Below are 16383 nucleotides of genomic sequence, written 5' to 3' on the forward strand. Positions count from 1 at the left end.
TCCTTGTTAAGTTCCGCCGCACGCTATAACGGCCTAGGCCGTAATGTCCAGACCGAAGAGCCGGGCCGCGTTCCGCCACGCGACCAGCTCGGCCGTCTCCGCGTCCAGGCCCGCCGCCGCCACCGCGCCGAACGCCGAGGCCGGGTCGATGAGCGTCGAGTCGGTCCCGAAGAGCAGCCGGGCAGGGTCCACCGCGGCGGCCACCCGCGCGACGCGGCCCGCGGGGGCGTGGGAGTAGCAGGGCTCAAGGAAGAGCCGGTCACAGGCGTTCGCGGCCTCGATGGCGTGGGCGTAACCGTCGGCGCCCATGTGCCCGGCGATGACTCGCAGGCCCGGCGTGTCCAGGCAGGCCTGCGCCAGATCCAGCACCGTGGCGCCCCAGGTGTGCACGAGCGCGGGCACCCCCGCCTGCGCGACCATGGCCAGCGCCTCGCGGGTCTGGGGCGAGGAGACGGGCGACCCGGTGTAGTCGGTGTGGATCTTGACGCCGACGAACCTGCCGGTGGGCAGATAGGCGCGCAGGTCCCGCTCGGCGTCCGCCGGCCTGCGCGGGTTGACGGTGACGTAGCCGAGGTGGCGGGGCTGGGTCTCCAGCCAGGCGGCCAGGGCCCGGTTGCCCGCGGGGGCGTCGTAGATGACCGCTTCGGTGGCCGAGACGATCGACAGGCCGATGCCGAACCGGTTCATGGCGCTCAGGTTGGCGCCGGCCACGTCCATGGTGAAGAACCAGGGGCCCCAGTGCGCGTGCACGTCGATGATCATCCGAGCAGCCTCCTCGCGTTGCCGCCCGCCACGGCGGCGAGCTCCTCCGGCTTCAGGCCGCTGGTCGCCAGGCGCAGCAGCGGGACGACCGGCTCGTAGTGGGGGGTGCGGGAGCCGTACAGGAGCCGGTCGGCCGGTACGGTCTCCAGCGCGTCGGGGGAGTTGAGCAGCCGGGTCGAGGTGTGGAAGCCGGGCTCGTCGGCGGCCACGACGAGGAAATCGCCCAGGTGGTAGAAGTGCGTGTCGAGGAAGACCACCTTGGCGTCCAGCCCCGCGAACGGCTGCCAGAACCGCCGCACGTCCCCGCCGGTCAGCACGACGAGGCCGAGCCCCGCCGCCTTCCTGGCCACGTGGCGGACCGAGGGGAAGCCCGCCTCCACGCCCTGCTCGTCGGGGAAGAGCCTGATCGCCCTGACGCCCGCCTCGGCCAGCCGGTCGATCTCCCGTACGGCGCCGATAGGGTCGCGCAGATCCACGGCCCCGACCGGGACGACCGCCGAGCCCAGCGCCAGCACCTCGTCATTGCCCGAGCGCACGTCGAACAGGGCGGCACGCAAGGACGCGACCGCGCCCGCCCCGATGCCGTGCGCCGCCAGGGCGTCCAGCACCGACCGGGGCGTTCCCGGCGGGCCGTCGCGATCGGGGTACGCGCCGACCAGGACGTCCACGTCGAGGCTCACCTTGAGATCGCCCACCAGTTCGCTCGCGTCGAACACCGTCACAACCCGCCTCCCATTGACTTATCAAGCTCAGCACATTACGGTCTGGGCCAAAATTGGGCAACACGCTCTTGTGGAGGTGCGGCAGTGCCGCGTAAACCCCTCGCAGTCCTCGCGGCTCTGACCGCCGGCCTGCTGCTGCCGGCGTCGCCGGTGCTCCCGGCCCAGGCGGCCACCCCATCCGAGACATCCTCGTGCGCCGGGCCCAGGGTGGAGACCTTCGGGCCGGCCTCCGTGACCGGGGCGATCGTGGGCGCCGCCGTCCACGAGGGCAAGGCGTACGTCGTCACGCGCGGGCAGAAGCCGCCCGTACTGGCCGAGATCGACCTGGCCACCCGCAAGGTCGTCAGGAGCGTGCGCCTGCCCGACGCCCCGGCGGCAGGGGAGGCGGAGGGGGGCTGGGCCACCGCCGTGTCGGGCGGCAAGGTCTACGTCGGCACCTACCCCGTGCCCGACCTCTACCGGTTCGACCCCGCCACCGGCGAGGTCGCGCACCTGGCCTCCTTCGGCAAGAACGGCGGCTACATCTGGGCGCTGACCGCCGCCCCCGACGGCACCCTCTACGCCGGCACCTACCCCGACGGCCGGGTCAGGGAGTACGTCCCCGCCACCGGCGCCGTACGCGACTTCGGCGTACTGGCCACCGGCGAGCGGTACGTCAGGGCGGTCGCCGCCGACGCCGAGAACGTCTACGCCGGCCTGCTCGACAAGGGCAAGCTCGTCGCGATCAACCGGACCACCGGCGCCGTCAAAGAGCTGGCCCAGGGCGGCACGGGCATCGGGGTGGTCGCCGACCACGGCGACCGGATCCTCGCGGTGAGCGGCCCGACCCTCATCGACGTGCGCAAGGACGGCACCGACGCCCGGTTCGTCCCCCTCGGCGCCGACAGCTTCGACACCCTCACCGTCTCCCCCGACGGCACGGTCTACGGCACCTCGCGCCCCGACGGCGCCGTCCACCGCTACCGCACCGGCGACAGCGCGCCCGTCAAGGTCGCCGACCCGCCGTCGCAGGACGACGAGACCCGGCAGATCGCGCTGAGCGGCGACGACACCCTGATCGGGTTCTCCGGCAGCGGCGGCATGTGGTCGCTCGACCTGCCCACCGGCAAGGCCGAGTTCACCGACCTCATCGAGGCGGGCCTGCCGAGCGGCGCCGAGCGCCCCCAGAGCATGCTGCTGGTGCCCGGCCGCGCCGTCTACGTGGGCGGCCACTTCTTCATGGACGTGCGCGACCTGCGTACCGGCGAGCAGCGCAGGTTCCGCGTCCCCGGCGAGCCCAAGGACCTCGTGCGCCGCGGCAACAAGATCTACGCCGCCATCTACCCCAGCGGGAACATCATCTCCATCGACCTGCGCACCGACGAGATCCACAGCCTCGGCTACCTCGGCCACGGCCAGCAGCGGCCATGGGACATCGAGTACGACCCGGTCACCGACAAGCTGCTCGTCGCCTCCGCCCCGCTGGGCGCCAAGCTCGACGGTGCGCTGTCGATCGTCGATCCCGACACCGGCGAGATCGACGTGTACGAGGGCGTCATCCCGGGGGAGAGCCTGATGAGCCTCTCGCTGGACTCCGCCGGCGGCATCGTGTACCTGGGCGGCGACGTGCTCGGCGGCGGCGGGACCCCGCCGGTGAAGACCTCGGCGTCCGTCGCGGCCTTCGACCTGGCCTCCCGCACGGTGCTGTGGCAGGTGGACCCGGTCCCCGGCTTCCGTACCTTCCAGGACATCAAGGTGCACGACGGGCTGCTCTACGGCGTGTACAAGCGCGACTCCGGCGCCTGGATCGCCCTCGACCTGGCCACCAGGACCGTCAGGCACCGCGGCACCCTGTCCGGGTACGGCGAGCTGACCACGCACCGCGGCAGGGTGTTCGTCAGCACGTTCTTCGGCGGCGGCAACGCCTACGAGCTGAGCGACACGGCCACGCACCTGGCCACCGGCCTGGGCGACGAGTGGTACACCAACCCGCAGCTCCACTTCGAGCCCGGCTCATGGAAGGCGTGGGCCCTGAGCGGCCGGCACCTGGCCAGGATCGACCTCGACCCGCGCTGCCCTCTCCTGACCGTCGTGCCTCCGCAGAGCTGATGCCCGGCCTCATCGTGGACGCCCACCGGCTCATCGGCCCCGTACCCTTCGACGACCTGCCGGAGGACCCGCGGCCCGAGATGGACCGGCTGGGCGTCCACCGCGCCTACGTGACCCACACCCTCAGCCTCTACTCCGACGCCCGCGCGGGGAACGAGGCGCTGGCCGTCCTCGACGACCCCCGGCTCGTCCCGGTGCCCGTGCTGCTGCCGCAGCCCTTCGAGCCCGTGCCGGACTGGGACGTGCCCATGGTCAGGCTCTGCCCGGTCCGGCACCGCTTCGAGCTCACCGGGCCGACCACCCTGCGGTGGCTGGCGGAGCTCGGCATCACGGCGGCCATCGACTTCGACGAGACCTCACCCGGCCAGTTGCTCACCCTCGCGCGGGAACTGCCGGGCCAGCGTGTCCTGCTGCTCAACCCCGGCTACCGCCGCCTGCGCGCGATCGCCGAGCTCATGGCCGAGATCCCGAACCTGTGGCTGGAGATCGGCACCGTCAACACCCAGCGCGGCGTCGAATGGCTGGCCGGGCACTTCGGGGCGCAGCGGCTGGTGTTCGGCACCGGCGCCCCCGTCATGGACGACTGCGGCCCCCGCTTCCTGCTCGACCACCTCGACCTGCCGGAGTCCGACATCGCCCTGATCGCGTCGGGAGGTGGCCTGCTGTGATCCTCGACGCGCACGGCCACCTCGGCCCGTGGCCCGACTTCCTCATCCCCGACGGCTCGGCCGACGGCATGATCGGCCTCATGGACCGCCTCGGCATCGACGCGATGGGCATCAGCCACCTGCTCGCCGTCGGCCCCGCCGCCGAGGAGGGCAACCGGCTGGCGTTCGCCGCCGCCGAGCGGTATCCCGGCAGGTTCGGGGTGTGGCAGGTCTACAACCCGCACCAGCGCAACCGCCTTACCGAACAGGGCGTCTGGGGCGTCAAGCTCCACCCCGACGTGCACCAGTGCGCTCTGGACGACCGCCGCTACGACCCCGTCTGGGAGCTCGGCCTGCCCGTCCTGGCCCACGGCCAGACGGACTCGCCGTGGAGCGACCCCGAGCGGTTCGTCACCGTGGCCCGGCGGCATCCCCACGTGCCGCTGCTGCTCGGCCACACCGGGCTCTGGCCGTACGGCTTCGCCCGCGCGGCCGAGCTCGTCCGCGACCATCCGAACCTCTACCTGGAGATCTGCGGCTCCAAGATGACCGGACGCTGGATCGCCCGGCTGGCCGGCCTGGCCGGCGCCGACCGCGTGGTCTACGGCTCCGACGCCTGCTTCCTCGACCTGCGCATGGGCTTCGGCCGGGTCGCCCTCGCCCCGCTCGACCCCGCCGACCGCGCACTCGTCCAGGGCGGCAACCTCGCCCGCATCCTGGGAGGAGACCTCTCATGACGCTCGCCATCGACGGCGGCACCCCCGTACGCACCGCTCCCTGGCCCTCGTGGCCGCCTCCGATGGACGACGCCCAGCGCGCGCTCGTCACCGCCGTGCTCGACAGCGGCCGGTGGGGCGCCACACAGGGCGGCTCGGCCTGTTCGGACCTGGTCGCCGCGTTCGCCCGTCGCTCAGGCGTCTCCCATGGCGTGGCCGTGGGCAACGCCACGCTCGGCCTGTTCGCCGCGCTGCGCGGGCTCGGCGTCGGGCCCGGTGACGAGGTGATCGTGCCCGCGTACACCTTCGTGGCGACCGCCACGGCCGTCCTGCTCGCCGGCGCCACGCCGGTGATCGCCGACGTGGACGTCGCCGACCTGCACCTGTCCGCGCCCGCCGTGGAGGCGGCGCTCACCTCCCGCACGGCCGCCATCCTGCCGGTCCACCTCGCGGGCAGCGCCGCCGACATGGACGCGCTGAACGCGATCGCCTCCCGGCACAACGTGGCCGTGGTCGAGGACGCGGCCCAGGCGCACGGGGCCACGTACCGCGACCGGCCGGTCGGCGGGCTGGGCGACGCCGGCGTCTACAGCTTCCAGGCGAGCAAGGCGATGACGGCGGGGGAGGGCGGCCTGATCGTCTGCCGCGACCAGGCCGCCCACGAGGCCATCTGGTCGGTCTGCAACCTGGGCCGCTCGCTGGACGGCGCCTGGTACGGCCATCCCCACGTCGGCTGGAACCTGCGCCTGACCGAGATCCAGGCCGCCCTCCTGCTGCCCTGGCTGGACCGGCTCGACGATGAGATCGACCGCAGGAACACCTTTGCGTCCGCGGCCGAACGCGAACTCGCGCCGCTTCCTGTGACCGTGGTCCCGCAGCCGCCGGGCGCCACCCGCGACTCGCGCCACCTGCTCATGCTGCGGCTGCACGTGCCGTTCGACCGCTCGTTCCTCCTGGCGGCGATGGCCGCGGAAGGCGTGCCCCTCGACGGCGGCTACCCGCCGCTCGGCACGATGTCCGCGCTGACCGAGGCGGGCGCCCGTGTGGAGCCCTGCCCGGCCGCCGAGGCCGCGTCCCGCGAGGTGGTCTGGGTCCGCCAGTCCATGCTCATGGACGACCTCACCGGCGCCACCCACCTCGCCGAGGCCCTGGCGAAGGTCCTCACCCGGGCGTGAGGCAAACGTGTTCGTGGCGGTGAGGTAGGCCAAAGCCCGGGTCCACGTCACCGTAGAACGCCTCGTAAAGCCGCTGCTGGTAGACCGCGTCGTCCGTGGCGCAGTCGTCCCCGTCGAAACTCTCGCGTCGTGTCCGGCTGGGGCTCACGGCTCTGTGTCTCGCCGCCCTCCTGACCTGCGGTATCGCGCGCGGGAGCTGGGTGGGTGAGATGAGGTTCAAGGGCCGAGGTGCTCGAGCGAACCGAGGTTATGCCCGAGAATGTCCGCTATGGGCTCATCATTGATCTTGGCCAGTCTGCCTTTTGCCATCGGCATCGTCATGCTCGGCCTGGGCCTCAGCCTGACGCTGGACGACTTCCGGCGGGTGGGCCAGTATCCCAAGGCGGCCGTGTACGCGCTGCTGTGCCAAATGGTGTTGCTGCCGGCGATCTGCTTCGGTGTGGTGCTCGCCTTCGGGCTTCCGCCGGAGTTGGCGGTCGGGATGTTGCTGGTCGCGGCGTCGCCCGGTGGCCCCACGGCCAATCTGTTCAGCCACCTGTTCGGCGGGAACGTCGCGCTGAACGTCACGCTCACCGCGATCAACTCGGTGCTGGCCGTGGTCGCACTGCCGATCGTGGTGAATCTCTCGGCCGGGTACTTCCTGTCCGACGGGGCCGCCCTCGGGTTGCAGTTCGACAAGGTCCTGCAGGTCTTCCTCATGGTGCTCGTGCCGGTCGCGGTCGGGATGCTCGTACGCGCGGGGGCGCCGGAGGCGGCGCGGCGGCTCAACCTCCCCGTACGGGTGCTGTCGGTCGTGGTCCTGGTCGGGGTCATCTACGCCGTGCTGTACGCGGAGCGGGAGAATCTCGTCGGTTATTTCGTCTCGGTTGGGCTGGCCGCGCTGGTTTTCAACATCGTGAGCCTGCTGATCGGCTACGGCGTGCCACGCCTGGCGGGCGTCGATCACCGCGCGGCGACCGCGGCCGGGTTCGAGATCGGCATCCACAACACCGCGCTCGCCATTACGGTGGCGCTGAGCCCGATGCTGTTGAACAGTGCCCAGATCGCTATCCCGGGCGCGGTGTACGGCATTGTCATGTTCTTCACGGCGACCGGGTTCGGCTGGTTGATCAGCCGTCGAGCCCGAAGGCCGGTCGCGGAGACCTCCTGAGACAAACGTGTTCGCCGAACGGCAGAAGGCCCCACGCCGGGCGGTGACCCGCCCGGCACACATCCCCGTCGAGCCGGCCGCGTGGAGTCGCACACACCTGCAGCTCAGCCCCCATACCGACCCTTCTGCGACACATCCCGGCCCCGTATACTCGGTGCACGCTGCGGTCCGGCACGGGTCGCAAGCGGACCAATCTGTCATGTCCATCCAGGAGTCGGCGTGACTGGGCCCGCCCATCCCGTTCAGCCCGACGGCGAAGGTCCGCCGACCGGTGCCGGTTCACTGCGTCTACAGGTTCTCGGTCCGCTGCGGCTGTGGCGCGATGGCGCTGAACTGCACGTCGGTCCCCGACAGCAGGCGCAGCTGCTGGCCCTGCTCCTGGCGCGCGTGGGCCATCCGGTCAGCACGCGGGAACTGATCGACCTGATCTGGGCAGACGACGCTCCCGCCAGCGCGCTCAATCTCATCCAGAAGTACATCGGGGCACTGCGGCGGGTGCTGGAACCCGCGGTCCCCGCCCGGGCAGCCGGTACATACCTGCTCCGCCGCGGCAACGCCTACGTGTTCAGCGCCGGCCCCGGGACGCTGGATCTCGTCACGTTCCGGGAACTGCTCGAAGCCGCCGATGCCGCCCTCGCCCGGCAAGCTCGCGAAGTGGCCCTCGACCACTACGTCAAAGCGCTCGGCCTCTGGTGTGGCCCCGCGGCGGACGGATTGTCCTATGGACCGACCGCGATGCCGATCTTCGCCGCCCTGGACGACGAGTTCTACGCCGCCTGCGCGGCGGCGGCCGACCTGGCCGTGTCGTTACGCCGGCCGGAGCGGGTGATCCCGCCGTTGCAGCTGGCCGCGTCGATGGCACCGTTCCACGAACCCGTACATACCGGCCTCATCACCGCCCTCGGCGTCGCTGGGCGGCAGGCGGAGGCGCTGTCAGTGTTCCACGCGGTCCGTGACCGCCTCGCCGAGGAGCTCGGCATCGACCCCGGTTCGGCGTTGCAGGCCGCGCACCTGCGAGTGCTGACGCAGTCCCCGGAGTCGCCGGTGGTGACGAGCACGGACAGCGAAGGTGACCGTGCACCGGCGAGGCAGGCGGCCGGCCTGGTCGGCCGGGGCGAGGAACTCGGCGTGCTGCGGCAGTCCATCGAGGCGGCGCTCACCGGCCGTACCGGGCTCGCTGTCGTCGAAGGCGAACCGGGCGCGGGCAAGACGCGTCTGCTGGAAGAGGCCGCCGCCGCCGCGGATCAGCGGGGCGCGCTCGTCGTGTGGGCTTCCTGTCTGGAAGGCGACGGAACACCGTCGATGTGGCCATGGGAGCAGGCGCTCACCGTTGTCCTCGACAGCCTGCCCGCGTTGGCGCGCGAGAAGTGGCTGGCCGGCGAGCTGGGCCGCCTCCTCGAATCTCGGGACGATGAGGCCGCGCCGCCGGTTTCCGGCGGCCGCGCCCAGTTCCGCCTGTTCGAGCAGGTGGTCACCTTTATCGGCCAGGCCTCGGCGGAACGGCCGACGCTGATCGTTCTGGACGACCTTCAATGGATCGATACCGCCTCGCTCCAGCTGTTCGGCCATCTGGCGGGCCGGTTGCCCACCGGCACCGCGATCATCGGCGCCCTTCGCGACCGCGCACCCACACCCGGCCCCGACCTTTCGCGGGTACTGGCCGCCGCCAGCCGGCTGCCCAGCCACCGCAGGATCCAACTCGGCCCGCTCAGCCTGACCGACGTGGCCGAGCTCATCCGCCGCGAGACCGGTCAGGAGCCCGGCGCGGACATCGCCCGCAACATCCACGTTCGCACCGCCGGCAACCCTTTCTTCGTCCGCGAACTGTCGCGGCTCCTCAGCGACCGCGGCGCGCTCAGCGACGGTGACGCGTCCGCCCGGGCCGGGGTGCCGTCCACCGTGCGAGACGTCGTCCGCGATCGGATGGCGGGCCTCGACGAGAGCGCTCGCGACCTGCTGCGGGTCGCCGCGCTGATCGGCCGCGACGTCGACCTCGGCCTGCTCGCCCGCGCCGCCGGTGTCGGCATCGCGGACTGCCTCGAACACCTCGAACCGCTGCGCGCGCTCGGCCTGCTCGAAACGGGGCCGGAGGACCCGTTCTCGTGGCGCTTCGCGCACGACCTGGTTCGCGAATCGGTCATGGAGACAACGGCGCGGTTGCGGGCCGTCCGGCTGCACCTGCGTGTCGCGGACGCGCTCGAAGAAGGCCAGGCGGACGACGAGTCCGTCATCGAACGCCTCGCGTTCCACCTGTGTGCCGCCGGCCCCCTCGCCGACCCGGTTCGTACCGTGGAGGCGCTGAAGCGCGCCGGTCGTCGCGCGGCGACCAAGCTCGCGTTCGCTGCCGCCGATCGGCACCTGGAATCGGCCGCCCAGATCGCGCGGACCGCTGGGCTCCCGGAACTCGAGCTCTCCGCCCTCTCCCTACTCGCCATCGCCCCGCGCCGGCAAGCCGGGTTCGGCGGCACGACGTTCGATCTGCTGGAGCGTGCGGAACACCTGGCCCGCCAGCTCGGCCGTGAGGTCGATGCCGCCGGCCTGCTGTTCGCCCGTCTGTTCGGGGCCTACACCTTTCTGGAGTGGGACCGCGTCCGGCTGGTCCGCCGGCTGTACGAGCAAGGGGAGGCGTCCTGCGATCCGGTCGTCCGGGTGTACGGCCGGCAAGCCTGGGGCCTGCACCAGTGGGACATCGGTAACATCGGCGAGGCATACCGGTGCTTCACCGCGAACAACCCCGCCCTTCTCGAAGGGGTGGTCTCCTCGCACAGCGAGACTCCGATCCGGCGTGACGTCTCGGGCGAATGGCCCGGCTGGCATGCCGTGGTGACGGCACTCCACGGTGACGTCGAGACGGCGGGGACCATCATCGACAAGTGGAACGGCCCCGACGACTCCTATGCGGTGGCGACCTGGGCCTACTACACCACGATCATTGCCACGATGGCCGGTGACGCGGGCTGGGTGATGCGCACGATCGAGCGCTGGATGGCCGTGGGCACCGGCCTCGCCGCCATTCAGCAGGAGCACTACATCCGGCTGAACTGGTACTGGGCCCGTGCCCTCACCGGCGACGACCCGGCTGGCATCGCGGCGGAGGCCGAACAACTCCTGGCCGGGACGCTCGTCGATCCGCCGCGGTGGGGCGTCGCCTACCACCACGCGCTGAGCGCCGAAATGTGGCTGGCCGCCGGGATGACGGACGAGGCGGGCACCGCTCTCGACCGGGCGGACCAGGCCTTGGACGCCTACGGTCAACGCTACGCCGAAGGACTTGTGCTGCTGTTGCGGGCGCGCCTGCTTCACGCCCGCAGCGAACCGGCCGAAGTGGTACGAGCCGCTGCCGAGCAGGCCCGCGACCGGTCCAACGAACGCGGGTCTCACCTGTTCGCCCGCCGCGCCGAGACTTTCCTTGCCGAGCTGTGATCGCAACCTCAGCCAGTCCGGCTGATCGGGCTCAGCGCGCGGTATTCGATTGGGGCGGCGAGTAGACGCTCCAGATGTGAAAGGCCAGCCCGATGCCCCAGAAGACGATTGACCACACAGGCCAGAAGTGGCTTCCCGAGTCGTAGAGAAACCACACCACGACCTGGGCCAGATTCGACAGGACATAAAGAAGCAGGTGAATCCGTAGGCCCCACTTCCTGGCGGCCTCGCTCTTCTGTGTTCTCATGCCCGCAGGCTAGGTCGGCGTACTTGCCAAAGACTGAGGCGTACTTCCCAACGACTGACCTACCGGGTTCAGCGATCGTCAAGTACTCGGGACCTACTCTGACCTGCATTCGAGGTGCACACATTGGAGAGGACCCCACTATGACGACGACCCGCCGAGCGGTGCTGGCCGGATCCGCCGCGGTCGCGACCGGCGCCCTGCTGGGAACGTCCGAGGCGCAGGCGCAGTCCCGGCCGGAAGCCAAGCCCAAACCCACCGTGGTGCTCGTGCACGGGGCGTTCGCCGATTCCTCCGGCTGGAACGACGTCAGCGCCAGGCTCATCCGCGAGAACTATCCGGTGATCGCCCCGGCGAACCCGCTGCGCGGCGTGGCCGCCGACTCCGCCTACCTGGCTTCCATCCTCGCCACGCTCAGCGGCCCGATCGTCCTGGCCGCGCACTCCTATGGCGGGATCGTCGTCACGAACGCCGCGGCCGGTAACCCGAACGTGAAGGCGCTGGTCTACGTGGCCGCGTTCGCCCCCGATGAGGGTGAGTCGCTGCTGGATCTGCAGACGAAGTATCCGGGAAGCAAGCTCAGTGAGGCGGCGCTGGACTTCCGCCCCTACAGCGACGGCCTCGTCGACGGGTACATCAAGAAGGAAGTGTTCCACGACGTCTTCGCCGGGGACGTGCCAAGGGCGACCACCGACCTGATGCAGGCCGGCCAGCGGCCCGCTGACGTGCGCGCTCTCGGGGAGCCGTCCGGGGCCCCGGCGTGGAAGACCATTCCCTCGTATTACCTCGTCGCCCGCAACGATCAGGTGCTCCCCGTCGCCGCCCAGCGGTTCATGGCGCGGCGGGCCGGGTCACGGGTCCACGAGGTCGGCGCCTCGCACGTCGCGATGATCTCGCAGCCCTCCCTGACTGCCGACCTCATCAGAAGCGCCGCGCGCTGACGTGCTGTGAGCGGGCGGCGACCCCGCCCGCCTCTGATCTCTGTCGACCGTCTGGAGGACGAGACGATGCATCAGCGTGCGTACGAAGGCCAGTGCACCGCTGAAGAGGACCGGCACACCATTGCCAAGTCGCCCGTCCGCAATCCGGGGCCGACATTGTTCGCGCTGGCGCTGGGTACCTTCGCGATCGGCACCGGCGAATTCGGCAGCAACGGCATCATCCAGCTGTTCGCCTCCGATCTAGGGGTGTCCATCCCGGTCGCGACACACGCGATCACCGCGTACGCCTTGGGGGTGGTGATCGGCTCCCCAGCGATCACCCTGCTCGCCGCCCGCGTCAACCGGCGCACTCTGCTGCTCGGCCTGATCGCTCTGTTCCTGGTCGGCAACGCGCTCTCCGCGCTGGCGCCGAACATCGGACTGTTGGTCGCCTTCCGGTTCGTCGCCGGCAGCGTGCAGGGCGCGTTCTTCGGCGCCGGCGCCGTCGTCGCCGCGTACATGTACGGCCCGGGAAAGGGCGGCAAGGCGTTCGCCACCGTGATGGGTGGCCTGACCGTGGCCACCATCGTCGGGTCGCCGCTCGGCACGTTCATCGGCCAGAGCGCCGGCTGGCGCACCATGTACTGGGCCGTGGTCGCCCTCGGCCTGCTCGCCGGCGCCGCCCTGGTGGCCTGGCTGCCACGCACCGATGACCTGCACGGCGGCTCCGTCGCGAACGAGCTGGGCGCCCTCCGCCGGCTCAACGTCTGGCTGATGGGCGCCGTCGCGGCGCTCGGAATCTCCAGCATCTTCGCCGTCTACACGTTCATCGGCCCATTCGTCACCGACGCGGCGCTGCAGGACGCCGCACTCATCCCGATCGCGCTCGCCGTTTTCGGCCTCGGCATGGCCGCCGGCAATTACCTGGGCGGGCGCGTCGCCGACCTGTACGAGCACCGTGGTCTGACCTGGGGGTACGGCGGTGTGCTGGCGCTTCTGGTGCTGATCGGCGTGGCCGGCGGCAATTTGGCGATCCTGCTGCCTTGCTTGTTCGGCGTCGGCGCGACCATGATGTTCGCGATTCCCACCATCCAGGTCCGGCTGACCGGTTTCGCGCCGGGCGCCCCGACCCTGATGGGCGCGCTCAACCTGGCCGCCCTCAATCTGGCCAACTCGCTGGGCGCGATCGGCGGGGCGATCACCCTCGATGCCGGCTGGGGAACTCTGTCCACCGTCTGGGCCGGCTTCGCCCTCACCACCGCCGGGCTTCTCCTGTACCTCGTGACCGTGGCCCGGGTGAAGCCGGCGGCCGGTCACGGTGACCTGGCTCGACCGGCTGTTCCGGCCCGGCATGACGGAGGAACCACGTGAACGGCGGTGCGGCGCAGCGCGGGCCGGTCCTGAACGACGAGCAGTTCCGCCGGCTCGCCGCGTACGGGCAGGTGGAACATGCTGAGGCAGGCCGGGATCTGCACGTGCCCGGCGACGGCTCCTACGATGTCTTCCTGCTCCTGACGGCGACCGTGGACATCATCCGGGACGCGACGGCGACCGAGCCGGAGCGTCTGATCTTCCAGGGTGGCCCTGGCGACTTTCTCGGTGAGCTCAATCTGCTGACCGGTCAGCACATCTACCTGACCGCTCGGGTGGTGTCCGCCGGGACAATCGTGCGGATCGGGGCGGCGAAGCTGCGCCAGGCCCTCAGCGAGCAGGATGACATCGCCGACCTGGTGCTGGCGGCTTTCAGGGAACGGCGCGAGGTCATCCGCTCGGCCGCCGGCGGCGTCCTGGAGATCATCGGTCAGCCGGAAACCGCGGAGACGCTGGAACTGCGGACCTATGTGACGCAGATGCTCCTGCCGCACACCTGGCGCAGCGCCACCTCACACCCGGGACGTTCGCTGATGACGGTGGCCGGGCTCACGGCGGACGACCTTCCGGCTGCGATCTCCCGCGGTTCGGTGTTGCGGCGCGCGACGCCACGAACGGTCGCGAAGGCGCTCGGCCTCACCTACCAGACCGACGGACGTCCGGTCGATCTCGTCGTGGTGGGCGCCGGCCCGGCGGGGCTGGCCGCCGCCGTCTACGGGGCGTCCGAAGGACTCGTCACTGTGCTGCTGGATCGAAGCGGGCTCGGTGGCCAGGCCGCCAAGAGCGCCAGGATCGAGAACTACCTGGGCTTCCCCCAGGGTGTCAGCGGTTCGAACCTGACCCGCCTGGCGATGATCCAGGCACTCAAGTTCGGCGTACGGATCCACTCGCCCTGCGCGGTGACAGGTCTCGATCTCTCCGACGATCGACGGCCGACCGTCCTGCTCGAGGACGGCGCGCGCATTCCGTGCCGGGCGGTAATCGCCGCTACCGGAGCCGATTACCGGCGTCTCGACATTCCACGGTGGGCGACGTTCGAGAAGTCCGGCTGCATCCGATATGCGGCGACCGAACTGGACGTCGGAGAGTACGAGAACCAGCCGGTGACGGTCGTCGGGGGCGCCAACTCGGCCGGGCAGGCAGCCCTGTCCCTCGCCGCCCACGGCGCGACGGTTCACCTGATCGTTCGTGGCGCCGATCTCGGGGCCGGGATGTCGTCCTACCTGACCGACCGAGTCCGTGCCCATTCCCGGATCCACGTCCGCACTGACAGCACGGTCCGCGAACTGGCCGGAGATGACAGGCTCACGTCGATTGCCGTCGAGAGGCCGGGCGAGCGGCCGGAACGGCTGGCCTGTCACGCACTGTTCTGCTTCATCGGGGCCGACCCCGTGTCGGGCTGGCTGTCCGGCGTGGCCAAGGCCGACGACGGCTTCGTACTCACGGACAGTCGGCTGCCCGCCGGGTCGTCCGGCACGCGACTCCCGTTCCAGACGAGCGCTCCGCGGGTCTTCGCGATCGGCGACCTCCGTTCAGGCTCGACGAAACGAGTGGCCACGGCCGTCGGTGATGGCGCGAGCGCGGTCTCCTCCGTACACGTGGCGCTCACCGGAGACTGACGTGTCCGCGCCACCACGCCGCCTCCGACCGGAGACGCGGCTTGTGATCTGAATTGTAAGGAGCATCGAATGCCCACTCGCGTGAACCGGCAGACCGTCGATCTGTCCGCCTATCCCGACCTCATCGTCCTGTACCTCGGTATGCGGGTGAATCGTCTGTACGGGATCCGAACCTTCTTCAGCTTCGGCCGGAAGATCAGTGGGTCGGTCGCGGGTAAGCCGGACGGGCTGCTGCTGCACGAGCCCGTGTACTACTCGTTCTTCCCGATGAACATGGGGATGCGCCAGTACTGGCGGGACCTGCCGTCGCTGCTCGCCTTCGCCCGGTCCGAGCCGCATCGGGAGTGGTGGCTGGACTTCCTGCGGGACTCGGGTGGCACCGGTTTCTGGCATGAAACGTACTCGGTCAAGGGTGGCATGGAGGCCGTCTACGACGACGTTCCCAAGCCGCTCGGGTTCGGACGGTTCGCTGGGATCAAGCGCGCTCGTGGACCCATGTTCGGTTCCGCTGCCCGTTTGGGACGCTCCGATGACAGCAGCCCGGTTTTGAGCGAGACGGACCTCTACGGGTCCTAGCCAGGACATCGGAAGTCTCGATCATGCCTGCACCACCAGGCTTTCCCGGGTGACAGGGCTCTGCGGAGGCAGGCCGGCACCGTACCGCTCCAACTCCGTGAGCGCCGCATCGGCCATCCGACGTGTCTCCGAACCCAGAGACCCCGCGACATGCGGGGTCAGCAGAACGTTGGGAAGGTCGTAGAGCGGCGAGGAAGCAGGCAACGGCTCAGGGTCGGTGACGTCGAGAATGGCATCCAGGCGTCCCGCGACACAAACACGCTCCAGAGCCGCGGTGTCCACCAGCGCTCCACGAGCCGTGTTGATCAAGGTGGCGCCCGGTCGAAGCATCCCCAACTCGGCCTCGCCGATCATATGCCGGGTCTCAGGCAGGGACGGCGCGTGCAGCGACAGCACATCCGCACGCCGCAAACCCTCGGCCAGGACGACAGGCTCAGCACCCGCCGAGACGACCTCCGCCGTGGCCGCTCTGCTCACCCCGGCGGTCACGGTAAGCCCAATCCTCGCGGAAGCGACGAGCATCCTGCGCGAGAAACGGAACCTTCTTCAACGCCCACAACAGCGCACAGCACAGCTCCTGGACAGAACGATCCAGGCGGGCGCCCGCCTGGCTGCAGTCTGAGCCCCACAGGGGCGACGGGGGCTACTTCTCGGCCGTGCCGGGTTCCCCTCTGATGGACTCCTGGTAGATGTCCGCGAAGGTGCGCGAGTCCTTGATCAGGTCGTCGCAGAAGGCGGCGACATCGTCGCCGATGAGTTCCAGGACTCCCTTGCCGGACGCGGCGCCCTCCTCGAAGAAATCGAGGATCCCCGAGAGCAGGGACCCGTCAAGCAGGTCGATCGGTCCAACCTTGAACAGGTACCTCTGAATCTCCTTGTAGACGATCTGGTAGTCCCGCGGGAGCGCCTTGACCCGCGCCATGTGCGCCCGCCACTGCCTCTTGCCTTCGATGATGTCCTGGATGCCCAC

At 70.4% G+C, this 16383-nt stretch carries 15 protein-coding genes; 10 read left to right on the plus strand and 5 right to left on the minus strand.

Annotation, left to right across the window (positions count from 1 at the left end):
* Positions 1–33: 33 nt before the first annotated feature.
* Both BLS95_RS46040 and BLS95_RS46045 read right to left on the minus strand, forming a co-directional pair.
* A complete protein-coding gene (locus tag BLS95_RS46040; RefSeq protein WP_090945947.1) occupies positions 34–762 on the minus strand; it encodes an amidohydrolase family protein in 729 nt (242 codons plus the stop codon).
* Positions 759–1484, minus strand: a complete 726-nt coding sequence (locus BLS95_RS46045) for an amidohydrolase family protein (protein ID WP_176993744.1) — start codon at positions 1482–1484, stop codon at positions 759–761. Before BLS95_RS46045 ends, BLS95_RS46040 begins: the two co-directional genes overlap by 4 nt.
* Positions 1485–1568: 84 nt before the next feature.
* Here BLS95_RS46045 and BLS95_RS46050 point away from each other — a divergent pair, with 84 nt between their 5' ends.
* The 6 genes from BLS95_RS46050 to BLS95_RS46075 all read left to right on the plus strand — a co-directional run bounded on the left by BLS95_RS46050 (position 1569) and on the right by BLS95_RS46075 (position 10683).
* Positions 1569–3572: an NHL repeat-containing protein gene (locus tag BLS95_RS46050; protein WP_090945948.1), complete on the plus strand. Its 2004-nt coding sequence runs from the start codon at positions 1569–1571 to the stop codon at positions 3570–3572.
* Positions 3572–4240 (plus strand): amidohydrolase family protein, encoded by a 669-nt coding sequence (locus BLS95_RS46055; RefSeq protein WP_090945949.1) that lies wholly within the window; start codon positions 3572–3574, stop codon positions 4238–4240. The genes BLS95_RS46050 and BLS95_RS46055 overlap by 1 nt, the downstream gene beginning before the upstream one ends.
* Positions 4237–4956 (plus strand): amidohydrolase family protein, encoded by a 720-nt coding sequence (locus tag BLS95_RS46060; RefSeq protein ID WP_090945950.1) that lies wholly within the window; start codon positions 4237–4239, stop codon positions 4954–4956. The genes BLS95_RS46055 and BLS95_RS46060 overlap by 4 nt, the downstream gene beginning before the upstream one ends.
* Positions 4953–6110 carry a DegT/DnrJ/EryC1/StrS family aminotransferase gene (locus BLS95_RS46065; protein WP_090945951.1) on the plus strand — a complete coding sequence of 386 codons (1158 nt, stop codon included), beginning with the start codon at positions 4953–4955 and terminating at the stop codon, positions 6108–6110. Before BLS95_RS46060 ends, BLS95_RS46065 begins: the two co-directional genes overlap by 4 nt.
* A 280-nt stretch (positions 6111–6390) precedes the next feature.
* Positions 6391–7260 (plus strand): bile acid:sodium symporter family protein, encoded by an 870-nt coding sequence (locus tag BLS95_RS46070; protein ID WP_342742830.1) that lies wholly within the window; start codon positions 6391–6393, stop codon positions 7258–7260.
* Positions 7261–7647: 387 nt separating this feature from the next.
* Positions 7648–10683, plus strand: coding sequence for a BTAD domain-containing putative transcriptional regulator (locus BLS95_RS46075; RefSeq protein WP_218136314.1), 3036 nt, complete (start codon positions 7648–7650; stop codon positions 10681–10683).
* Positions 10684–10714: 31 nt separating this feature from the next.
* On the opposite strand, the gene BLS95_RS46080 is transcribed toward BLS95_RS46075, so the two are convergent.
* Positions 10715–10930: a 2TM domain-containing protein gene (locus tag BLS95_RS46080; protein WP_090945954.1), complete on the minus strand. Its 216-nt coding sequence runs from the start codon at positions 10928–10930 to the stop codon at positions 10715–10717.
* 140 nt (positions 10931–11070) lie between these two features.
* Between BLS95_RS46080 and BLS95_RS46085 the strand changes: the two genes are divergently transcribed.
* The 4 genes from BLS95_RS46085 to BLS95_RS46100 all read left to right on the plus strand — a co-directional run bounded on the left by BLS95_RS46085 (position 11071) and on the right by BLS95_RS46100 (position 15413).
* Positions 11071–11868: an alpha/beta fold hydrolase gene (locus BLS95_RS46085; protein ID WP_090945955.1), complete on the plus strand. Its 798-nt coding sequence runs from the start codon at positions 11071–11073 to the stop codon at positions 11866–11868.
* Between the two features lie 6 nt (positions 11869–11874).
* Positions 11875–13218, plus strand: a complete 1344-nt coding sequence (locus BLS95_RS46090) for an MFS transporter (RefSeq protein WP_218136315.1) — start codon at positions 11875–11877, stop codon at positions 13216–13218.
* Positions 13219–13322: 104 nt separating this feature from the next.
* Positions 13323–14837 (plus strand): FAD-dependent oxidoreductase, encoded by a 1515-nt coding sequence (locus BLS95_RS46095; RefSeq protein WP_143044179.1) that lies wholly within the window; start codon positions 13323–13325, stop codon positions 14835–14837.
* A 69-nt stretch (positions 14838–14906) separates the two neighbouring features.
* On the plus strand, positions 14907–15413 hold the full coding sequence (locus BLS95_RS46100) for a monooxygenase family protein (RefSeq protein ID WP_090945958.1): 507 nt from the start codon (positions 14907–14909) through the stop codon (positions 15411–15413).
* A 21-nt stretch (positions 15414–15434) separates the two neighbouring features.
* On the opposite strand, the gene BLS95_RS46105 is transcribed toward BLS95_RS46100, so the two are convergent.
* Entirely contained in the window at positions 15435–15902 is a 468-nt protein-coding gene (locus BLS95_RS46105) for an NAD(P)-dependent oxidoreductase (protein WP_245765693.1), read from the minus strand.
* Positions 15903–16056: 154 nt separating this feature from the next.
* Positions 16057–16383, minus strand: coding sequence for a DUF1048 domain-containing protein (locus BLS95_RS46110; RefSeq protein ID WP_090945959.1), 327 nt, complete (start codon positions 16381–16383; stop codon positions 16057–16059).

The sequence above is a fragment of the Nonomuraea jiangxiensis genome (genome assembly GCF_900099965.1).
GTDB lineage: Bacteria > Actinomycetota > Actinomycetes > Streptosporangiales > Streptosporangiaceae > Nonomuraea > Nonomuraea jiangxiensis.